20 protein-coding genes, 1 tRNA gene and 2 rRNA genes (1 of these 23 only partly in view) are annotated in these 20,241 nt (G+C 61.7%); 13 read left to right on the top strand and 10 right to left on the bottom strand.

From position 1 onward, the window contains the following. The 3 genes from NKJ23_RS00845 to NKJ23_RS00835 all read left to right on the top strand — a co-directional run. Positions 1–1,362 (top strand): 23S ribosomal RNA (locus NKJ23_RS00845); it begins 1,437 nt to the left of the window's first position. Between the two features lie 96 nt (positions 1,363–1,458). Further along, positions 1,459–1,573: ribosomal RNA gene (gene rrf, locus NKJ23_RS00840) — 5S ribosomal RNA — on the top strand. 130 nt (positions 1,574–1,703) lie between these two features. Beyond that, a tRNA-Met gene (locus NKJ23_RS00835) sits at positions 1,704–1,780 on the top strand. On the opposite strand, the gene NKJ23_RS00830 is transcribed toward NKJ23_RS00835, so the two are convergent. The 7 genes from NKJ23_RS00830 to NKJ23_RS00800 form a co-directional block, all read right to left on the bottom strand. After that, a complete protein-coding gene (locus NKJ23_RS00830) occupies positions 1,751–2,017 on the bottom strand; it encodes a hypothetical protein (RefSeq protein ID WP_352677678.1) in 267 nt (88 codons plus the stop codon). The genes NKJ23_RS00835 and NKJ23_RS00830 overlap by 30 nt on opposite strands. Positions 2,018–2,055: 38 nt before the next feature. Beyond that, positions 2,056–2,562 carry an L-2-amino-thiazoline-4-carboxylic acid hydrolase gene (locus NKJ23_RS00825; protein WP_352677677.1) on the bottom strand — a complete coding sequence of 169 codons (507 nt, stop codon included), beginning with the start codon at positions 2,560–2,562 and terminating at the stop codon, positions 2,056–2,058. Beyond that, the gene (locus NKJ23_RS00820; protein WP_352677675.1) at positions 2,559–3,350 is read right to left on the bottom strand and encodes an ATP-binding cassette domain-containing protein; all 792 of its coding nucleotides are present in this window, start codon (positions 3,348–3,350) and stop codon (positions 2,559–2,561) included. Before NKJ23_RS00820 ends, NKJ23_RS00825 begins: the two co-directional genes overlap by 4 nt. Then, positions 3,347–4,351 carry an ABC transporter ATP-binding protein gene (locus NKJ23_RS00815; protein WP_352677673.1) on the bottom strand — a complete coding sequence of 335 codons (1,005 nt, stop codon included), beginning with the start codon at positions 4,349–4,351 and terminating at the stop codon, positions 3,347–3,349. The genes NKJ23_RS00820 and NKJ23_RS00815 overlap by 4 nt, the downstream gene beginning before the upstream one ends. Continuing rightward, on the bottom strand, positions 4,348–5,178 hold the full coding sequence (locus NKJ23_RS00810) for an ABC transporter permease (RefSeq protein ID WP_352677671.1): 831 nt from the start codon (positions 5,176–5,178) through the stop codon (positions 4,348–4,350). Before NKJ23_RS00810 ends, NKJ23_RS00815 begins: the two co-directional genes overlap by 4 nt. Next, positions 5,175–6,161: an ABC transporter permease gene (locus NKJ23_RS00805; RefSeq protein ID WP_352677670.1), complete on the bottom strand. Its 987-nt coding sequence runs from the start codon at positions 6,159–6,161 to the stop codon at positions 5,175–5,177. The genes NKJ23_RS00810 and NKJ23_RS00805 overlap by 4 nt, the downstream gene beginning before the upstream one ends. Positions 6,162–6,448: 287 nt before the next feature. Continuing rightward, positions 6,449–8,059 (bottom strand): ABC transporter substrate-binding protein, encoded by a 1,611-nt coding sequence (locus tag NKJ23_RS00800; RefSeq protein ID WP_352677668.1) that lies wholly within the window; start codon positions 8,057–8,059, stop codon positions 6,449–6,451. Between the two features lie 366 nt (positions 8,060–8,425). Here NKJ23_RS00800 and NKJ23_RS00795 point away from each other — a divergent pair, with 366 nt between their 5' ends. Then, positions 8,426–9,643, top strand: coding sequence for a M24 family metallopeptidase (locus tag NKJ23_RS00795; protein WP_352677667.1), 1,218 nt, complete (start codon positions 8,426–8,428; stop codon positions 9,641–9,643). A gap of 50 nt (positions 9,644–9,693) precedes the next feature. Then, positions 9,694–10,374, top strand: coding sequence for a DUF4304 domain-containing protein (locus NKJ23_RS00790; RefSeq protein ID WP_352622262.1), 681 nt, complete (start codon positions 9,694–9,696; stop codon positions 10,372–10,374). Between the two features lie 2 nt (positions 10,375–10,376). Here the strand turns inward: NKJ23_RS00790 and NKJ23_RS00785 are convergent, their stop codons facing one another. The 3 genes from NKJ23_RS00785 to NKJ23_RS00775 are packed head-to-tail and all read right to left on the bottom strand — an operon-like array spanning position 10,377 to position 12,867. Then, positions 10,377–10,793: a cupin domain-containing protein gene (locus tag NKJ23_RS00785; protein ID WP_352677665.1), complete on the bottom strand. Its 417-nt coding sequence runs from the start codon at positions 10,791–10,793 to the stop codon at positions 10,377–10,379. Positions 10,794–10,819: 26 nt separating this feature from the next. Then, positions 10,820–11,659, bottom strand: coding sequence for a phosphoenolpyruvate hydrolase family protein (locus NKJ23_RS00780; protein ID WP_352456829.1), 840 nt, complete (start codon positions 11,657–11,659; stop codon positions 10,820–10,822). 11 nt (positions 11,660–11,670) lie between these two features. After that, on the bottom strand, positions 11,671–12,867 hold the full coding sequence (locus NKJ23_RS00775) for a Tm-1-like ATP-binding domain-containing protein (RefSeq protein WP_352456828.1): 1,197 nt from the start codon (positions 12,865–12,867) through the stop codon (positions 11,671–11,673). A 109-nt stretch (positions 12,868–12,976) separates the two neighbouring features. On the opposite strand from NKJ23_RS00775, the gene NKJ23_RS00770 reads away from it, so the two are divergent. The 8 genes from NKJ23_RS00770 (at position 12,977) to NKJ23_RS00735 (ending at position 20,229) form a co-directional block, all read left to right on the top strand. After that, on the top strand, positions 12,977–13,666 hold the full coding sequence (locus NKJ23_RS00770; RefSeq protein WP_352678075.1) for a TetR/AcrR family transcriptional regulator: 690 nt from the start codon (positions 12,977–12,979) through the stop codon (positions 13,664–13,666). 357 nt (positions 13,667–14,023) lie between these two features. After that, positions 14,024–15,340: an ABC transporter substrate-binding protein gene (locus tag NKJ23_RS00765; protein WP_023722314.1), complete on the top strand. Its 1,317-nt coding sequence runs from the start codon at positions 14,024–14,026 to the stop codon at positions 15,338–15,340. Positions 15,341–15,414: 74 nt separating this feature from the next. Further along, entirely contained in the window at positions 15,415–16,320 is a 906-nt protein-coding gene (locus tag NKJ23_RS00760) for a carbohydrate ABC transporter permease (RefSeq protein ID WP_023722315.1), read from the top strand. A gap of 1 nt (position 16,321) precedes the next feature. Then, positions 16,322–17,281, top strand: a complete 960-nt coding sequence (locus NKJ23_RS00755) for a carbohydrate ABC transporter permease (protein WP_292661213.1) — start codon at positions 16,322–16,324, stop codon at positions 17,279–17,281. After that, positions 17,278–17,499 (top strand): hypothetical protein, encoded by a 222-nt coding sequence (locus tag NKJ23_RS00750; RefSeq protein ID WP_352677663.1) that lies wholly within the window; start codon positions 17,278–17,280, stop codon positions 17,497–17,499. Before NKJ23_RS00755 ends, NKJ23_RS00750 begins: the two co-directional genes overlap by 4 nt. Next, positions 17,496–18,599: an ABC transporter ATP-binding protein gene (locus NKJ23_RS00745; RefSeq protein WP_352677662.1), complete on the top strand. Its 1,104-nt coding sequence runs from the start codon at positions 17,496–17,498 to the stop codon at positions 18,597–18,599. Before NKJ23_RS00750 ends, NKJ23_RS00745 begins: the two co-directional genes overlap by 4 nt. Then, positions 18,599–19,702, top strand: coding sequence for an ABC transporter ATP-binding protein (locus NKJ23_RS00740; RefSeq protein ID WP_352677660.1), 1,104 nt, complete (start codon positions 18,599–18,601; stop codon positions 19,700–19,702). The genes NKJ23_RS00745 and NKJ23_RS00740 overlap by 1 nt, the downstream gene beginning before the upstream one ends. Before the next feature lie 245 nt (positions 19,703–19,947). Continuing rightward, on the top strand, positions 19,948–20,229 hold the full coding sequence (locus NKJ23_RS00735; RefSeq protein WP_352448400.1) for a hypothetical protein: 282 nt from the start codon (positions 19,948–19,950) through the stop codon (positions 20,227–20,229). Positions 20,230–20,241 lie beyond the last annotated feature (12 nt).

Raw genomic sequence — 20,241 nt, 5'->3', positions numbered from 1 at the left:
TTCGTGGGCCTGGAGGAAGTGACGGATCATTGAGGTAGTCCAATCTTATCGGATTGAAAGGGCTGCTGCGTGGTTCCAGGAAATAGCTCCTCCTTATAGACCGTACCCGAAACCGACACTGGTGGACTGGTAGAGTATACCAAGGCGCTTGAGAGAACTATGCTGAAGGAACTCGGCAAATTGCACGCGTAACTTCGGAAGAAGCGTGACCCTTTCATGCGCAAGCATGGGAGGGTGGCACAGACCAGGGGGTAGCGACTGTTTATCAAAAACACAGGGCTCTGCGAAGTCGCAAGACGACGTATAGGGTCTGACGCCTGCCCGGTGCTGGAAGGTTAAGAGGAGGGGTGCAAGCTCTGAATCGAAGCCCCAGTAAACGGCGGCCGTAACTATAACGGTCCTAAGGTAGCGAAATTCCTTGTCGGGTAAGTTCCGACCTGCACGAATGGCGTAACGACTTCCCCGCTGTCTCCAGCATAGACTCAGTGAAATTGAATTCCCCGTGAAGATGCGGGGTTCCTGCGGTTAGACGGAAAGACCCCGTGCACCTTTACTATAGCTTTACATTGGCATTCGTAGTGGCATGTGTAGGATAGGTGGTAGGCTTTGAAACCTGGGCGCCAGCTCAGGTGGAGCCACCCTTGAAATACCACCCTTATCACTATGGATGTCTAACCGCGGCCCGTTATCCGGGTCCGGGACAATGTATGGTGGGTAGTTTGACTGGGGCGGTCGCCTCCTAAAGAGTAACGGAGGCGCGCGATGGTGGGCTCAGAACGGTCGGAAATCGTTCGCTGAGTGCAATGGCATAAGCCTGCCTGACTGCGAGACTGACAAGTCGAGCAGAGACGAAAGTCGGTCATAGTGATCCGGTGGTCCCGCGTGGAAGGGCCATCGCTCAACGGATAAAAGGTACGCCGGGGATAACAGGCTGATGACCCCCAAGAGTCCATATCGACGGGGTTGTTTGGCACCTCGATGTCGACTCATCGCATCCTGGGGCTGGAGCAGGTCCCAAGGGTATGGCTGTTCGCCATTTAAAGCGGTACGTGAGTTGGGTTCAGAACGTCGTGAGACAGTTCGGTCCCTATCTGCCGTGGGTGTAGGAATATTGAAAGGATCTGTCCCTAGTACGAGAGGACCGGGATGGACGGATCTCTGGTGGACCTGTTGTGGCGCCAGCCGCATAGCAGGGTAGCTATATCCGGACGGGATAACCGCTGAAGGCATCTAAGCGGGAAACCCACCTTAAAACGAGTATTCCCTGAGAACCGTGGAAGACGACCACGTTGATAGGCCGGGTGTGGAAGAGCGGCAACGCTTGAAGCTTACCGGTACTAATAGTTCGATCGGCTTGATCGTTCTCATTCCTAATGCCCATTTCTGGTGACAATCCTTGGATTGCGCCGAAATGGATGGCACAGAAAACAGCTTCTCGAGCAACGTGCGTTTTGCCGACCTGGTGGTTATGGCGGAGCGGCTGCACCCGATCCCATTCCGAACTCGGCCGTGAAACGCTCCAGCGCTGATGGTACTTCGTCTCAAGACGCGGGAGAGTAGGTCGCTGCCAGGTCTGCCAAGCGCACGTTGTTTAATCTTCTCCTTACGAACAGGCCCGCCAACGGGACTCCGGGCCGCGAAAGCGGCCCTTTCATTTGGCGGAAGCTTGAATCCGGTGAGCCAAGGCTTACCTTTAGGGTTGACGCGGGGTGGAGCAGCCCGGTAGCTCGTCAGGCTCATAACCTGAAGGTCACAGGTTCAAATCCTGTCCCCGCAACCAAATTCGAAAACGGCCCGCCTTGTGCGGGCCGTTTTCGTTTTGCTGGCCGATTGGTTCGATCCCCGTCGCACGAAGCAGGCACAGCGAGACACCAAGGAAGGTCCAGCCCCCGCAACCAAATAACCAAATTCCTTGCATGCGAGCATCAAAAACCCCGGTAGCCTTACGGCGCCGGGTTTCTTTGTTTTGGGGCGTGCTGCCAAACACCGAAGCTCGCGCGCCGCGACGGAGTTCCACGTCCTGCCGGCACCTAACTGTGCTGCATGGATGCAGCTCTAACCGGCATCCCGGTTGGTCAAGGCGATGTGGCAGCAGCCGGAACCGTGGCCCGGCGTCCAGGTGACGTTGTCGAAGCGCACTCCGGTGGCCTCGAACAGGCCGCGGTCGAAGGCGCCGGCGATGCGGCAGAGTGTGGCGAGCTTCTCGTCGCCGACGCCGGCCTCGACCCAGGCGTCCTTCAGCGGACAGCGCCTGACCTTGAAGGCGATGCGGTCCGGACCGCGTTCGACGTCGGTCGGATACATGCGACCGCCATCCGGGCTGACGGCGAGGAACGCCTCGCCGATCGCCGGTGCGTCGTTTGGGCCGAAATCGGCAAAGGCCGCCGCCGCAACCTCCTTGCCGCGTTGTTCGATTATACGGATAATGATCGCCTCGGCTTTTTCCGCGCCCAACTCCGCGGTTAGCTCGTCGAGGAATAGACGATAGAGATCGGCGCGGTTGCGGAAGGCGGAATCGAGTTCGCGCGACAGTTTTTCGGCTCGGGCTTCGGCGTCGGTCATGATGCGTCCCGTTCGATCCTTGACAGTCTTGGCGCTGCCGTCACCAGCGCCTTGCCGATCGCGGATTGCGGCGCGTCGATTACGCTGCGCGCATCGCCGCTCTCGGCAATGCGCCCGGCTTCCAGAATAGTGACCCGGTGAGCGATGGCACGGACGACACCGAGATCGTGCGAAATGAACAGATAGGCGATGCGTTCCTCGCGTTGAAGGTCAAGCAGCAGCTGCAGGATCTGCGCGCGCACCGAAACATCGAGCGCCGACACGGCCTCGTCGAGCACGACCAGCGACGGTTTCGTGGCGATGGCGCGGGCGATTGCAACGCGCTGGCGTTGGCCGCCGGAAATTTCGTGAATGGCGCGGCCGGCGAGACCGGGGCTGAGGCCGACGCGTTCCAGCAGAGCTGCAATATGGCGCGGGCGCTCGGGGCCAGAGGCAATGTGATGGATGCGCAAGGGGTCGTCGAGCACACGCGCGACTGTGGCGCGGGGGTTCAAGGCGGCGAGCGGATCCTGAAACACCATCTGAAGACGGGCGCGCCGGCCGCGCAAGGCAGCGCCGTTCAGTGACAGGAAATCGCTGCCTTCAAATTCGATATAGCCGGCGTCGGGTTCGATGAGCCGCAGCATCAGCCGAGCTATCGTCGACTTGCCGCTGCCGGAAGGTCCGGCCAGCGCCAGCGTCTCGCCGGGGTCGATGTGGAAGGAAACGTCGTCGACCGCGGCGATGATCTTGCCGCCGCGACTGTATCGTTTGGTCAGGCCGGAAACGGCGAGCAGCGGGTCGGTCATGTTCGCAACAGCGGCTCGGCGTCGAGGCCGAGATGAGCGTCAAGCAGCACACGAGTGTATGCGTGACGCGGCGCATTGACGATTTGGGCTGTCGAACCGAGCTCGAGCAGCTCGCCATGCCGGAACACCGCGATGCGCTCTGCAAGCTCAGCGGCCAGCGCAATGTCGTGGCTGATGAACAGCAGCGTCATACCGTCCTCGGCCACCAGTCGCCGGATCAGCCCGACGATCTCGGCCTGCACGATCGTATCCAGCGCGCTGGTCGCCTCGTCGGCGATCAGCAGTTTCGGCCCGGCCGCAATCGCTGCGGCGATCGCCACACGCTGCTTCTGGCCGCCGGAGAGCTGGTGCGGGAAGGCGCAGAGGGCAGCGTCCGGATCGGGCAGGCGGACGCGCTCGAGCAGGGCTTTTGCCTTGGCATAGGCGTCTCGCCAACTGAGGCCGAGATGAGTGCACGCGACTTCCGCGATCTGCTTGCCGATTGGCATCACCGGGTCGAGACTGGCGGATGGGTCCTGGAAAACGAAGCCGATATCGCGGCCGCCGATGGGGGTGTGGCTTGTCGCAATGACGAATGGTCGGCGTCCCGTCGCACCCCCCTCTGTCCTGCCGGACATCTCCCTCTCCCCCTCAAGGGGGGAGATTGCACTTTCATCTCTGCCTTCGCCAATCACCGAAGCTGGCGGAAAGGAACCGGCTGCGGAACTGCCGATCTCCCCCCTTGAGGGGGAGATGTCCGGCAGGACAGAGGGGGGTGCCTTGGCACCAAACATTGGTGGCGGGCGCAAGAGCCAATCGATGCGGCCTTCGATCCTGGCGCTGGCCGGCAGCAGGCCGGCAATGGCCAGCGCCAGCGTGCTCTTGCCGGAACCGCTTTCACCGATGATGGCAAAGCGCTCGCCGGCGGTGATGTCGAAGCCGACATTCTTCAGCGCCGCTACCTCGGCGCCGTCGCGGCGATAGGTCACCGTCAGATTGCGGATCGAAGCAAGCGCCGTCACGACAGGCTCCTCCTCATCGCCGTGGTCTCGACGACGCCTTCGCCGGCGAGATAGACGCCGAGCACGGTGAGCACGAGCGCTACGCCCGGAATGATCGACAGGAAGGGCGCGGTGCGCAGCACGGCGCGGCCTTCGGCGATCATGCCGCCCCAGGTAACCCGGTTGGGATCGCCGAGGCCGAGAAAGGACAATGCCGCTTCGGTGAGAATCGCCGCGGCGACGATCACCGACGACAAAGCCATTACCGGCGGCAGCGCATTGGGGAGCACCTCGCGAAAGGCGATCTCCAACGGATGCATGCCGATGACGCGGGCGCCGGCAACGAAATCGCGCTCGCGGATCGACAGCACTTCGGCCCGCGCCACGCGTGCCGGTCCGGTCCAGGCGCCAAGCGCGATCGCCGCGACGACGACGCCGAGCGACGGCCCGACAATGCTCACGAAAGCCAAAGCCAGCAGGAAGGCTGGCACGGTCTGGAACGCGTCGGCGATGCGCATCAGCATCTCGTCGACAACGCCGCCAGCAAAACCGGCCAACGTGCCGATTATGGCGCCGACGGCAAGGGCGACGGCTGCTGCTGCCAGCCCGACCGCCAGCGAGGTGCGGGCGCCGTGGAGAAGCTCGGCTAGCACGTCGCGGCCGAGCCGGTCGGTGCCGAGCGGCAGCGACCAATCCTGGAAGGGCGGCAGCAATGCCGGTCCGGCAATCGCCTGCGGATCGCCGGGAAAGAACAAAGGCGCGGCAAAAGCCATGGCAAACAGCGCCGCCAGGATGACCGCGCCGGCGACAGCCTCCGGCGTGCGCAGGAAGCGGGCAAGCGGACTCATGCGCTGGCCTCACTGGCGCCGACGCGCGGATCGAGGAAGACGTAGGCGATGTCGACGAGAAGGTTGATAATGACGACCAGGACAGCGCTGGTGAGAATAATGCCGAGCAGTAGTGGGGTATCCCGCGCGGCCACCGCTTCCTGCGCCAGTCGGCCGAGGCCGGGGACGGAAAAGACGCTCTCGATCACGACGCTGCCGCCCAACATCTGCGCGGATTGCAGGCCGAGCATGGTGACCAGCGGCAACAGCGCGTTACGGGCGACGTGAGCGAGCACGATGCGACGGCGGGAAAGTCCCCTGGCACGGGCGGCCAGCACAAAGTCCTGTCGCCACACCTCGGCCATGCCGGCGCGCATCATGCGCAGATAGAGCGCGAGATAAATGAAGCCGAGCGCCGAAATCGGCAGGACGAGATGGCGGGCGATATCGGCGGCGCGATCGAGGCCGGTCCTGGCCGAGACGATACTCTCGATGCCGCCGATCGGAAACCAGCGCAGGTCGACGGCGAAGACAATGATCAGCACAAGCCCGAGCCAGAAGCCCGGCACGGCATAGAGCGCCAGCGAACCGATGGAGAGGAAGCGATCGCGGAAGCTGCCGGGTCTGGCGCCGGCATAGATGCCGAGCGCCGAGCCGAGGCCGAAGGAGAGCGCGGTGGCGCTGCCCATCAACAGCAGCGTGTTGGGCAGGCGTTCGAGGATGACATCGCGGATCGGCCGCGAAAAGCTGACCGATTGGCCGAGATCGAGATGCAGCAGCGCCCAAAGATAATTGGCGAGCCGTGTCAGCTCCGACTGGTCGAGCCCCCAGCGGTGACGCAACAGCTCGATCATGCCGGCGTCGCCGCCGGTCGAGACGATGTAGGCATCGACCGCGTCGCCGGGAGCGGCTTCGAGCAACAGGAAGGTGCCGATGACGACAATCAGCAGCACGAAGATGCTGCCGACGAGACGGCGGCGAAGGAGGATGACGGCGCGGGTCATGGCGCAACGCCGATAGGAGAGCCAAGTCTTCGGTGCCGCGCTCTACGGCGCCCCCCTCTGTCCTGCCGGACATCTCCCCCACAAGGAGGGAGATTGGCAGTTTCGGCGTTGCCGGCCGTCTTGCAACGCTGGAGATTGGCAAAAGCGACAATGACAGCCGATCTCCCCCCTCGTGGGGGAGATGCCAAGTGGTGGCAAAGAGGGCAGGACAGAGGGGGGCGCGAAAAAGCTCTCATCGCTGAAGCTGAGCACCCACACAAGCGGCGCGCAAGTCTGGAGAGACTTCCTTACCCCTCCAGCCAAGTGTCCGCCCAGTTCGATACCGCCCAGCGCGGGTTGTTGGCGATGTTGTTGACCGTATCTCGGGCGACGCTGATGAAACTCCATTCGGCGACGTTGATCAGCGGCAGGTCGGCGGCAACTTTTCTCTGGAACTCCGTGTAGAGTTCAGTGCGGGCGGCGGTGTCGAGCGTCTCCGATGCCTTGGCGATCAGGGCGTCGAGATCGGCATTCTTGTAGCCACCCTGGTTGGAGAAGGGCACGCCGTCAGGAATACCGCTCTGCACCAGGATGGTGGTCGAGATCGCCGGATCGCCGCGGAACACCGGCGGCCCGACCGCAAGGTCGAAGGCGTGGTCGGTGTAAACCGCCTTGATATGCGCGGCAGAGTCGTTGTTGACCAGCTGGGCGTCGATGCCGATGGCGGCGAGCGCCTGGCGCAGATAGTCGCCGAACTGCTTGGTTTCGTTGAAGTAAGGCGCCGGCAGCAATCTCAGTGAAAAGCGCTTGCCGTCATCGCCCCGGCTGTAGCCGGCCTCGTCAAGCAAGGCGTTGGCCTTGGCGACGTCGAAGGCGTAGGTCGGCACGTCGGCGGTGTAGAATTGCGGGTCGTTTTTCGGCACCGGGCCAGTGGCGGTGGCGGCATAGCTAAGGAATACCGTCTTGACGACGAAATCCTTGTCGATGGCGTGAGCGATCGCCTGGCGTACTTTCAGGTCGGCCAGCTCCTTGCGGCGATGATTGATCTCGACGACGAGCTGGTAGGTCAGCCCTTCATAACCCTTGGTGATCACCTTGAGACCGGGCACTTTGGAGATGCGGTCGAGATCGGCCAGGGGCACGGCGGAGAAGGCGGCGAGCTGGATCTCTTCGGCTTCCAGGGCGCTGGCCGCCGACGTGCGGTCCGGCAGCACCTGATAGATGATCTCGTCGAGATAGGGCTCGTCCTTGCCCCAATAGTCGGTGTTCTTCTCCAGCCGGTAATATTCGCCGGGCTTGTGTTCGGCAAATTTGAACGGTCCGGTGCCGACCGGGGCGTTGTTGGCCGGGTTGTCCTCGATCTTTCCGGTCTCGTAGATGTGCTTGGGCACCACGCTGCTCAGCGCCGGCAAGGCGTTGCGGATCAGCTGGAACGGTGTCGGCTTGGCGAATTTGAACACGGCGGTGGTTTCGTCCGGCGTGTCGACCGCCTCCAGATCCTTGAACACGGTGCGGCCGAGATTCTGCAGCGGCTTCCAGACCTGCAGCGCCGAGAAGGCGACATCGGCTGAGGTGAATGGCTTCCCATCATGCCATTTGACGCCCTCGCGCAGTTTGAACGTCACCGACAGGCCGTCGGCGGCACCTTCCCAGCTGAGCGCCAGGCGCGGATCGAGCCCGTCCTTGCCGCCGAAGGAGGCCTCGGCCAAGGTTTCCACGATCTTGCTCGAAATGAAGAAGACGCCGTTCGAGGCGACAATCGCCGGATTGAGATTGCGCGGCTCGGAATCGGCGGCGACAACCAGTCGTCCGCCCTTTCTCGGCGTCTGCGCCGAGCCGATCGTCGGCATGGCGGTGGAGGCCAACAGCAATGCCGAGCCGGCCAGCATTGTACGTCTGGAAATGGTGAACTCTGGCATGATCGAACTCCGTCCTCTCCGCGGACCCGGCCGGGTCCGCCGTACCCCTAGGACGCTCGTAAGCATCCTGCAAAGCTGATTATGGGCCTTGTGCGGGGTTTCGCCAAAGACGGAATTGGCGCATCTCTACGTGGCTTTGAAATTTCCGTCCGCTGGACCAGTTGTACAGAAAACGGTTCGACGCGCGGTTCTAGCAGGACCAGACTGGAGTAAAGTGCAGCAGGTGGAACAGCTTTTGGGGCTGGTTCGCCCGTTCTGGCTGGACCAGATCGGGCAAAATGATGCAGATTTAAGCATAGCCGAGGTTCAGAGCCGGAAAAGCCGGTGCCGGCGAGCGGCCGGCTAAGGGATTTCAGGGAGAGAGACATGAACATTGCCCCAGGCAAGAATGCCGTCGGCAGCGTGCCGTTCGACCAGGCCAGGGTGGACGGGCTGATGGAGGAGGCCGGCATCGACGTGCTGCTCGCCACCTCCAAGCACAACACGCAATATCTGCTTGGCGGCTACAAGTTCATCTTCTTCGCCGCCATGGATGCAATCGGCCACAGCCGTTATCTGCCTGTCGTCGTCTATGAGAAAGGTGGGCCGGAGCATGCCGCCTATATCGGCAACCGCATGGAAGGCGGCGAGCACCAGAATCATCCGTTCTGGACGCCGACACTGCATGCCGCCTGCTGGGGTACGCTCGATGCCGCCAATCTGGCGGTCGAGCATTTGCGAAAGATCGGCAAGGGCAATGCCCGCATCGGCATCGAACCCGCCTTCCTGCCGTCCGACGCCTATATGCTGATCCGCAACGCGCTGCCGGATGCCAAGCTGATCGATGCGACTGATATGCTGGAGCGCATGCGGGCAATCAAAACCGAGGCGGAGCTGGAAAAGCTGCGCATCGCTTCGGAGCTGATCACCGATTCCATGCTGGCGACCATCGGCTGGGCACGCGAAGGCACGACCAAGAGCGAGATCATCGAACAGCTCAGGCGCGAGGAGACCAATCGCGGCGCGCATTTCGAATATTGCCTGTTGACGCTAGGCTCCAGCCACAACCGCGCCGCCTCGCCGCAGGCGTGGAGGAAGGGCGAGGTGATGTCGATCGATTCCGGCGGCAACTACCACGGCTATATCGGCGATCTTTGCCGCATGGGCGTGCTGGGCGACCCTGACGCCGAACTCGAGGATCTGCTGGCCGAGATCGAGACAGTGCAGCAGGCGGCCTTCTCCAAGGTCAAGGCGGGCACGCTGGGCGGTGACATGATTTCTCGTGCCGAAGGCGTTCTGAAGAAATCCAAGGTTGCGGCCTATACTGATTTCTTCGCGCATGGCATGGGGCTGATCACGCATGAAGCGCCGTTCCTGATGACCAACCATCCGGTGACCTATGAAGGCACCTATGCCGCAATGCCGCTGGAGAAGAACATGGTGCTTTCGGTCGAGACGACCATGCTCCACCCGACGCGCGGCTTCATCAAGCTGGAGGACACGGTGGCGGTGACCGATGCCGGTTACGTCATGTTCGGCGATCGGGGCCGGGGCTGGAACAGGGGCGGGGGCGGCTTAGGCGCTGGTTACCTAGCCCGTTCTTGAGATTACCTCGTCCGAGCAAATAATGGTCACGCCAGCGAGCATTTGCCGATATGGAACGCGAACTGCCCAAGCAGGTCTTTATCGACGGGTGCGAGCAGATCTCCATGGAGTTCGAACCGATTGGGTTCCGCTTTGCGAAAAGCGGTCCTCATGCGAGTCGTCGGGCCGGCGACTGGGCATTCAAAATCTCCTTTCAATCAAACTATCTGAACGTCGGCGGCGAGTACGTCGAACTCGTCGTGCATGCGTCGGTCTACAGCAAGGCAATAAAGGAGTGGGACGAGCGAAGCGCTTGGCCCGCCAGTGCCAGCGATTGGGTCGCCGGTGGACAGCTTGGCAATTTGCGAACCCCGCATCATTGGCGGACATGGAACATCGCGAACCCGCATACCCGCCAGGCTGAAATCGCGAACATCGTTGCCAACATCCAAACGACTGTCCTGCCGCTCTTCGAACGTTTCGACGTTCCGCGCAAACTAGCCGAACAGGTCGCATGTTCTGAAGTTCCGGGCTTCATGTTCCCTGAAAATGCTGTTCGATTTGTACTCTGGCAGCTTGGTCCAGAGGCAGCGGAAAACTGTTTGTCCTATTGGGTGGCGCGCTTACCTTCGCCGGATGCTTTCCGATCAGAGCGCGATGTCCCCACTTTGCCGGATAGGCTCGCTCTGGGAAGCGATACTAACAACCTAGCAAGGGTCGCTCGTGCGATGAAGATTGGCCTCAGCCTGTGACATTATCTGCCCGGCGGGATCAACCTGAAATCCGGCAACTCCCGCAACGCCAGTTCCGGCCCGGCCGGCGAATAGACGACGAAAAGCTGCATCGGCCCGTCGCCGGTATTGAGCGTCGAGTGGAAGCGGCTTTCCGGCACATAGATGGTGCAGCCGGGGCCGACTTTCTCGACGACCGGGTTGCCTTTCTCGTCTTCGACCATCTGCTCGCCATTGCCTGAGATGACAAAGATGATCTCCTCCGCACCCGGATGGTTATGACGCGTATGGCCTTTGCCTGACGGTAGGTCGACGACACCACCGGAAAATCGCTTTGCGCCGTTCACTTCGGGAGCGACCGTCAGCGACAGCCTGCCCCAGTCGAAGCCGAAGGCGCTGACGTCTTTTGGATATACGAATACCTTGTTGTTGTCGGTCATCGTCCCACCCTTCTTTTTGCTGGGCTCTACGCAGCGCCGAACGTGACGGCCTTGAAATCCGCCGTCTGCCTGGCGATCGAGGCTTCCGCCGGCAGCCGCTCCATCGAACTGGCGCCATAGAACCCGTGCAGGCCCTTGCAGCGCTCGAGAATATATCTGGCGTCGTCCGGCATCGAGATCGGCCCGCCATGGCAAAGCAGGATCATATCCTCGCGCACTGAGCGTGCCGCTTTGGCGATGGCGTCGATCTCGCTCACACAGTCGTCCAGCGATTTAGCCGATGTCGCGCCAATCGAGCCGCCGGTGGTCACCCCCATATGGGCGACGACGATGTCGGCGCCAGCTGTTGTCATGGCGCGCGCCTCGTCTGGGTTGAAGACATAGGGCGTGGTCAACAGGTCGAGTTTGTGAGCCTCGGCGATCATGTCGACCTCGAGCCCGAAGCCCATGCCGGTTTCTTCAAAACTCTGCCGCATCTGGCCGTCGAACAGTCCGATGGTCGGAAAGTTCTGCACACCGGAAAAGCCCATCGTCTTCAACTCGGCCAAAAGCAGCGGCATGATGACGAAGGGATCGGTGCCGTTGACGCCGGCCAGCACCGGCGTCTTCTTCACTACCGGCAGCACTTCGTAGGCCATTTCCTTGACGATCTCGTTGGCGTTGCCATAGGCGAGCAGGCCGGCGGCCGAGCCGCGCCCGGCCATGCGGTAGCGGCCGGAATTGTAGATGATTATCAGGTCGATGCCGCCGGCTTCCTCTGCCTTGGCCGACAGGCCGGTGCCGGCACCGCCGCCGACGATCGGCACGCCGTCCGCGATCATCTTGCGGAATTTCTCCAGGATTTTCTTGCGCGGTATGGCGGCCATGTCTTGGTGTCTCACTGTCTGGCGATGTCGAGGAAGGCCGTTGTGGCAGCCCAGGCGAATTCGGGGTCGTTGATATGAAGCGGCAGGCGCAGCACGCGCCGCGTTTTGGCGGGTTTGATGGTACGCTCGATCGCCTCGAACAAAGCGGCATCGGCTTCAGGGTCGAAGAAGGCGCCGCCTTCAATGTCGAGCGCCGACACGCCTTTCTCCGGAATGAGGAAACGAACCGGACCCTGGCAGAGGCTCAGCCTTGTACCGATCCATTCGCCGATCGTTCTGCTTTCGTCGGCAGTGGTGCGCATCAGTGTGACGTTTGGATTGTGCTCATAGAACAGCCGGCCGCGATAGCGTTCCGGAATTGTCGGCGGCGCCCAGAAATTGACCATGTCGAGCGCGCCGACCGAGCCGACATAAGGCAGCCCGGTGCGGGCGATGGCGCCAAAGCGATCTTCGGTCGCCGGCAGCACGCCGCCAAGCACCAAGTCGCAGACTTCGGTCGTTGTGATGTCGATGACGCCTGACAACAGGCCGCTGTCGGCCAATTTTTCCATGGTGCGGCCGCCGGTGCCGGTGGCATGAAAGACCATGCAGTCATAAGTCGAACGAAGCTCATCGGCGATCGCGGTCACGCATGGCGTGGTGACGCCGAACATGGTGAGGCCGAGCGACGGTTTGCCCTCGGGCGGCGGCGCCGGCTTTGTCGCCATGCCTGATATCGCCTGGGCGGCATTGTGCAGCACGACACGCGAAAGCCGGTTGAGGCCGGCCATGTCGGTCACCGACGGCATCATGACGATGTCGGAGACGTCGACGTAAGGCGCGGTGTCACCCGAGGCCAACGTCGAAACCATGATCTTGGGCAGACCGAGCGGCAGCGTGCGCATGCCTGCGGTGATGATCGAGGTGCCGCCACCGCCGCCAATTCCGATAATCCCGGCAATATCGCTGCGCGACTGGACAAACCGGGCAAAGGCGGCAGCCATCGCCGCCACCGCGGTGCCGCGATCGTCGACGCCGAGCACGGCATTGCGACCCTCGGAATGGTGGCTGGCGACCTCGTCTGCCGAAACATCGACCGGCACGGTCGCGCCGCGTGTTCCGATGTCGACACGGGCAATCGAAGCGCCGGTAGCCGCGACCGCATCGGCCAGAAATGCGAGTTCCTCGCCCTTGGTGTCGGCGGTGCCCACCACATAGATGCGCTTCATCGCGTTTCCCCGGTCTTGGGCGTGCTCGGCGCTGCCGCCCCTTTTTGCCCGGCCGTTCGACGGCGCGAAGGGCCATTGCAATTTTTTGAGACACGCGTATCGTATTGACATGAATGTCTCACGTCAACAAGCGGCAATGGACGACGATGCCAGCCAAGGGCCCCAGGTAGAGCGCGGGGCCCGCGCTCGCACCAGGCGTCTCATGCTTGAGACGGCGACAAAGCTGATGCAGGCGGGCGCCACGCCCTCCGTCAGCGAGGTGGCGGAGGCAGCGGAGGTCTCGCGCGCCACTGCCTATCGGTATTTTCCGAGCCAGGCGGCGTTGGTGCAGGCGGTGGTCGATGAGGGGCTTGGGCCGATCCTTACGTGGAAATCGAGCTCTGCCGATCCCGAGCGCCGGGTCGCCGAGCTGTTCGAGACCGCCATGCCGCGCATCGAGGTTTTCGAAGCGACGTTCAAGGCGGCGCTGAAACTGTCGCTCGACCAGTGGGCGCAGCGACGGGCAGGCACGCTTGACGGCGAACCTGCCTTCACGCGCGGCCATCGCGTCGATCTTTTGAAAGATGCGATCGCGCCACTCAAAGGCCGGTTGCCGCCGCGCGAATTCAAGCGGCTCGCGCAGGCGCTGTCATTGATCTTCGGTGTTGAGATGCTGATCGTATTGAAGGATATATGGGGATTGGATAGCCGCAGTATGATGTCGGTTGCGCAATGGGCGGCCGGCGCTCTTGTGCGCGCGGCTATGACCGAATCGATGATTGAAGGAGATGGGATCGCGCCGACGACCGCCGTGAGATGACGCCAATCTGGTTCGACCAGATTTTCAACCTGGCTATTCATGCTACTAGCGATGCAGCGGCCCAAGTAAGGCATTCATGTATCAAGGAGTAGGAAAATTCAGGGAAAACAGACAGATATCGCAGAAACCAACTTGTCTGCGTGTCCGCCACCGTCCAAGAAAGGGCTTGACGTTCCTCTTAAATTGGTAATACCAGATCAGGACAAATAAAGCGGATCAAAGGTGAAGGCTGAGATCCGTTTCGGTCGAGCGAGGAGGCTCACAGACCGAAACGGTGCCGTCACGGGAGGACTACCAGGGCCGGCCTCGATGCCGGTTCTCATGAACGGTAGAATGCGCACAAGGGAGGAAATCATTATGCGCAAGACAATGACCAGCTTGCTTGCTGGTATCGGCCTAGTGCTCGCCTGCGGAACGTCCGTCTACGCGCAGGAAAAGGAACTTACAATCTTCTGGGCGGAATGGGATCCGGCCAATTACCTGCAGGAACTCGGCAACGAGTACGAGAAGGAAACCGGCGTCAAGATCACGGTGGAAACCACACCGTGGCCCGACTTCCAGACCAAGGCCTTCACCGAGTTCAACGCCCATGGCGACGCCTACGATATGGTCGTCGGCGACTCGCAATGGCTTGGTGCTGGCTCGACCGGTGGCCACTATGTCGACCTGACCGACTTCTTCAACAAGCACAAGGTCGGCGACGTGATGGCACCGGCGACGGTGAAGTACTACGCCGAATATCCGGGCGGCAGCAGCAAGTACTGGGCCATCCCGCTTGAAGGCGACGCCGTCGGCTGGTCCTACCGCAAGGACTGGTTCGAGGACCCCAAGGAAAAGGAAGCCTTCAAGGCCAAGTATGGCTACGATCTCGACGTGCCGAAGGATTTCAAGGCGCTGCGCGACATCGCCGAGTTCTTCTACCGGCCGGACCAGAAAAAATACGGCATCGCCATCTACACCGACAATTCCTATGACGCGATGGCGATGGGCTTCGAAAACGCGCTGTTCTCCTTTGGCGGCGAGCTGGGTGACTATAAGACCTACAAGGTCGATGGCTTCATCAACTCCGACAAGGCGATCGCGGCGCTCGACGCCTACAAGGAACTCTACAAGTTCACGCCTCCGGGCTGGGCCAAGTCGTTCTTCGTCGAGGACAACCAGGCGATCACTGAAAACCTGGCCGCGATGAGCATGAACTACTTCGCGTTCTTCCCCTCGTTGATCAACGAGGCGTCGAACCCGAACGCCAAGAACACCGGCTTCTTCGCCAATCCTCCCGGCCCGAACGGCGACCAGTTCGCCGCACTCGGCGGTCAGGGCATCTCCATCGTTTCCTACTCGCAGAAGCAGGAAGAGGCGACGAAGTTCCTGGAATGGTTCATCAAGGACGAGACCCAGAAGAAATGGGCAGCGCTCGGCGGCTACACCTGCAGTGCCGCCGTGCTCAAGTCGCCCGAATTCCAGAACGCCACGCCCTACAACAAGGCGTTCTACGAGACCATGTTCAAGGTCAAGGACTTCTGGGCGGTTCCGGAATATGCGGAACTGCTGCAGCAGCTCAACCAGCGCATCTATCCTTACATGATCGGCGGCGAAGGCACCGCCAAGGAGACGCTGGACGCACTGGCAGCCGACTGGAACGCGACCTTCAAGAAATACGGCCGCGGCCAATAAGTATGAAGTTTCACGGAGGGGGCGTTCGTGCCTCCTCCGTTTCTTTTTCTGATTTTTGAACCGGGAGCAGAGTCTTGGCGACCACGATGATCACCACGCTGGACAGGTCCTCGCGGGCCGCCGCTCGCGGTCTAAGCGACATTTCGATCCGCAATCTCTTCATCATCCCGACGATCCTGTTTCTGATCGTCTTCAACATCTTCCCGCTGATCTATTCGCTGGGCTATTCGTTCACCGATTTCCGCGCCTCGACCAGCGCGGCGGCGAATTTCGTCGGGCTGCAAAACTACCGCGACCTGCTCAGCGATCCCTATGTCTGGTCCAACTTCGCCATCACCGCAAAATACGTCATCATCTCGGTCGCCGGCCAGCTGCTCGTCGGCTTCGGCGTGGCCATGCTGCTCAATCGCGACATTCCGCTCAAGGGCCTGCTGACGACGCTCCTGTTGTTGCCGATGATGCTGTCGATGGCCGTCGTCGGCCTGTTCTGGAAGCTGCTCTACGATCCGTCCTTCGGCATCATCAATTATGCGCTGGGCCTCGGCACCTTCGAATGGCTGTCGGATCCGAAAATGGCGCTCTATGCGGTCGCGCTGACCGACATCTGGATGTGGTCGCCCTTCGTCATGCTGTTGTCGCTGGCCGGCCTGTCGGCCGTGCCCAAGCATCTCTACGAGGCAGCCGCGATCGACAGGGCCGGGCCGTTCTACACCTTCTTCCGCATAACGCTGCCGCTGGTTGCGCCGATCCTGATGATCGCGGTCATCTTCCGCACCATGGAGGCGTTCAAGACCTTCGACCTCGCCTACATCCTGACCAGCCAGCCGACGGCCGAGCTGATCTCGATCCGGCTCTACAAGATGGCGTTCCAGGAATGGCAGACCGGGCGTTCCTGCGCGCTCGCCTACATCGTGCTGATCATGGTGCTGGCGATCACCAACATCTATGTCAAGTACCTCAACAAGGTGAAGGAGCGCTGAGATGGCCGCAGTCCGCACTTCTTCCGAAATCACCTTCAACCGGGTCGCCATCGTCGCTGTCCTGCTGGTGACGATCATCTTCCTGGCGCCGATCTACTGGATCGCCTCGACGGCGTTCAAGCCGCGCAACCTCGCCACCACCATTCCGCCGACGGTGGTTTTCCAGCCGGAGATATCGCCCTTCGTCAAGTTGTTCACCAAGCGTTCGCAGCTGCGCAGCCCGCCGTCGCCGGAGGAGTACGCGGCTGCGCCGTGGTGGGAGCGCGTCGTCTTCAATGGGGGCGAAAAGATCGTGCGCGACGGCAAGGGCCAGGTGCAGTGGTCGGGCTATCCGAGCCGTTTCATGAACTCACTGATCGTTGCCATAACCTCGACCGTCCTGGCCGTCGGCATGGGCACCTTCACCGCCTATGGGTTCTCGCGCTTCAAGGTAAAAGGCGAGGCGGACCTACTGTTCTTCATCCTGTCGACACGCATGCTGCCGCCGGTGGTCGTCGCCATTCCGATGTTCCTGATGTACCGGGCGGTCGGCCTCAACGATTCCCATATCGGCCTGATCATCCTTTACACCGCCTTCAACCTGTCCTTCTCGGTGTGGCTGATGAAAGGCTTCATGGACGAGATCCCCAAGGAGTATGAGGAGGCGGCCCTCGTCGACGGCTATACGCGCATGGAGGCCTTCTTCAAGATCGTGCTGCCCGAGGCCGCCACCGGCATCGCCGCCACCGCCGTGTTCTGCTTTATCACGGCGTGGAACGAATATGCCTTCGCACTGATCATGACCAGCCGCCGTGCCCAGACAGCACCGCCCTTCATCCCCAGCCAGGTCGGTTCCGGCCTGCCGGACTGGACGGTGATTGCCGCCGGAACCTTCCTGTTCCTGCTGCCGGTCGCGATCTTCACCTTCCTGCTCCGCAACCACCTGTTGCGCGGCATGTCGTTTGGAGCGATCCGCAAATGAGCTTTCGCGACATCAACCAGAAATATCTCGAACCGGGCAGCCAGGTGCTGATGGTGCTCGGTATCATCGCGCTCTGCCAGCCGTGGAACATGCTGCTGCACAGCCATGGCGTGACCATCATCCTGATCGGCCTGATCGGCTTCAACATCACCTCCAAGATCGCGCCGGAGGAGAAGGCCGGCACCGGGCAAGGGGCAAATCCGGGGGCACAGCATTGACCCAGATCGAGCTTCGAGGCGTCCAGAAATATTTCGGCGCCGTCCAGGTCATCAAGGACCTCAACCTGAAGATCGACGACAACGAGTTCATCGTGCTGCTCGGCCAGTCGGGCTGCGGGAAGACGACGACGCTCAGGGCGATTGCCGGGCTGGAGACGATCGACGGCGGCGACATCCTCATCGACGGCAAGCCGGTCCAGCACCTCAAGGCCGCCGATCGCGATATCGCCATGGTCTTCCAGTCGTTCTCGCTCTATCCGCATATGAGCGTCTATGAGAACATCGCCTTTCCGCTCAGGGCGACGCGCAAGAGCAAGGCCGAGATCGACAGCGAGGTGCGCTCGGTCGCCAAGACGCTGCAGATCAGCGATCTCCTCGACAAGAAACCGTCGGCGCTGTCGGGCGGCGACATGCAGCGCGTGGCGATCGGCCGAGCCTTGGTGCGGCGGCCGAAGGCGATGCTGATGGACGAGCCGATCGGGGCGCTCGATGCCAAGCTGCGCGAGGAGATGCGGGCCGAGATCAAGCGGCTGCACATCAAGCAGGGCTCGACCAGCATCTACGTCACCCACGACCAGATCGAGGCGATGAGCCTCGCCGACCGCATCGTCATCATGCATGAAGGTGTGCTGCAGCAGGTCGGCTCGCCGGACGAGGTCTATTCGCATCCGGCGAATCTTTTCGTCGCGCAATTTGTCGGCAGCCCCGTGATGAACGTCGCCGACACTTCGGTGACCGAGAAAGCCTCATCGGCCTCGGTCACGGTCGGCGATGCGGCCGCCGGTTTCGAATTCCCGCGCGCCTTGCTGTCGAAGCTCAACGGCCATGCCGGCAGCCAACTCGCGCTCGGCATCCGGCCGGAAGGCGTCCTCGTCCGCCGCGAAGCCGCCGAGGGGTTCCTGCCGGTGGAGACGCAGATCGTCGAGCCGCTCGGGTCCTTCGACATCGTCGACCTCAAGGTCGGCTCCAAGATGCTGCGTGCGCGCACCAAGAGCGGCTTCATCGGCGGCCCCGGCGAAAGGGTCTTCGTCAGAATCGATCCCAGCCAGGCGCATTTCTTCGACACGGCGAGCGGCAAATCGCTGGGAGTGAGACTCTGATGGCCCACATCCAGCTCAAGAACATCTCGAAGAAATTCGGCAACCACACCGCCTTGACCGGGCTCGATCTCGACATCGCCGATGGCGAGTTCTTCGTCCTGCTTGGCGAGACCGGCGCCGGCAAGACGACGACGCTGCGCATGATTGCCGGCCTGGAAAACCCGAGCGAAGGCCAGGTCTTTATCGACGGCGTCGATGTCGCCGACTGGGGCGCGGCCGAGCGTGACGTGGCGCTGGTGCTGCAGCAATATTCGCTGTACCCGCGCTATACGGTGCGCCAGAACCTCGAATTTCCGCTGAAGCCGAAGATCCGCCGGCTGCCCGATGCCGAGATCAAGGATCGTGTCGACCGCGCGGCCAGGACGCTGAGGATCGAGCATCTGCTCGACCGCAAGACCGACAGGCTTTCAGGCGGCGAGATGCAGCGCGTCTCGATCGGTCGCGCCATCGTGCGCAAGCCGCGGGTGTTCCTGATGGACGAGCCGTTGTCGGCGCTCGACGCCAAATTGCGCGAGGCGCTGCGCACCGAATTGAAGAACCTGCAGATGCAGCTTGGCGCCACCTTCCTGTTCGTGACGCATGATCAGATCGAGGCGATGTCGATGGGTGACAAGGTCGGCGTGCTCAACCATGGCCGCATCGTCCAGACCGGCACGCCGTACGAGATCTATAACAATCCGCGCGACACCTACGTGGCAAGCTTCGTCGGCTCGCCGCCGATGAACCTCATCGACGGCAAGCTCGTCAACGGACGTGCGGTGATGGCGCCGCTCAATTTCGAATTGCCGTTTGCGGGGGGTGCCAAGACTTCGTGGGGGCTAAAGACGGGCGCGGCGACCGACGGTCGCCCGCTCGTCTTCGGTATTCGTCCCGAGGACGTCTATCTCGAGACCGGCGCGCCGGTCGAGGCGCGGGTCCATGACGTCGAGAACCATGGCGTCGAGAAGATCCTGACGCTGCGGGTCGGCGACGCCATGCTGCGCGCCACCGTGCCTGCCAGGACCGACGTCCAGATAGAGCAGCCGGTGCGCTTTGCCTGGAACCCGGACAAGGTGGTGCTGTTCGACAAGGGCAGCGGAATAAGCCTGCGTCACGCCGGCTAAGTACAAGCGTCTTTACTGCGCTAGAGCGGGATGCGTTCAAAGTGAACCGTGCATCCCGCTCTATCCATGTGTTTTAGCCGCATTTGTGCGACGCCACGTGATCCGCTTGGCTGCGAAATGCTCGAGTCTTCCCGTCATCCCCCGTACGGGGGATGCGGATGCTCCGATTTGTCGAATAGGCTGATCCTTTGGTCCCAAACGGGCTTTGCAAGCCCAATTTGGAGGCCCAAAACGGAGGGTTGGCTATGGGAAATCTGTTCCGCAGTTTTGCGACGATCCTGCTCGTCGCCGGTATGGGATTGTCGGCGGCGCATCTGGGCGAGGCGCAGGCAGCCAAGAAAGTTGTCGCCGGCGCGAAGGTCGACGCCAAGAAGATCAAGGACCTCAACGGCACGGTCAATCTGTCCACCAGCGACTGCAAGCTGTTGTTGAGCGGCACCGTCGTGGAAGTCTCGGATGGCAGGTGCGGGGCCTCCGGCAAATATTGCAAGAGCAGCGCCGGCTCGGCCTGCATCACCGAGCAATAAGCCGGCCAACGT

The sequence above is a fragment of the Mesorhizobium sp. M0184 genome, from assembly GCF_040322215.1.
GTDB lineage: Bacteria > Pseudomonadota > Alphaproteobacteria > Rhizobiales > Rhizobiaceae > Mesorhizobium.
The sequence above is the reverse complement of the archived record's forward strand: the minus strand, read 5'-3'. Positions and strand labels throughout refer to the sequence as shown.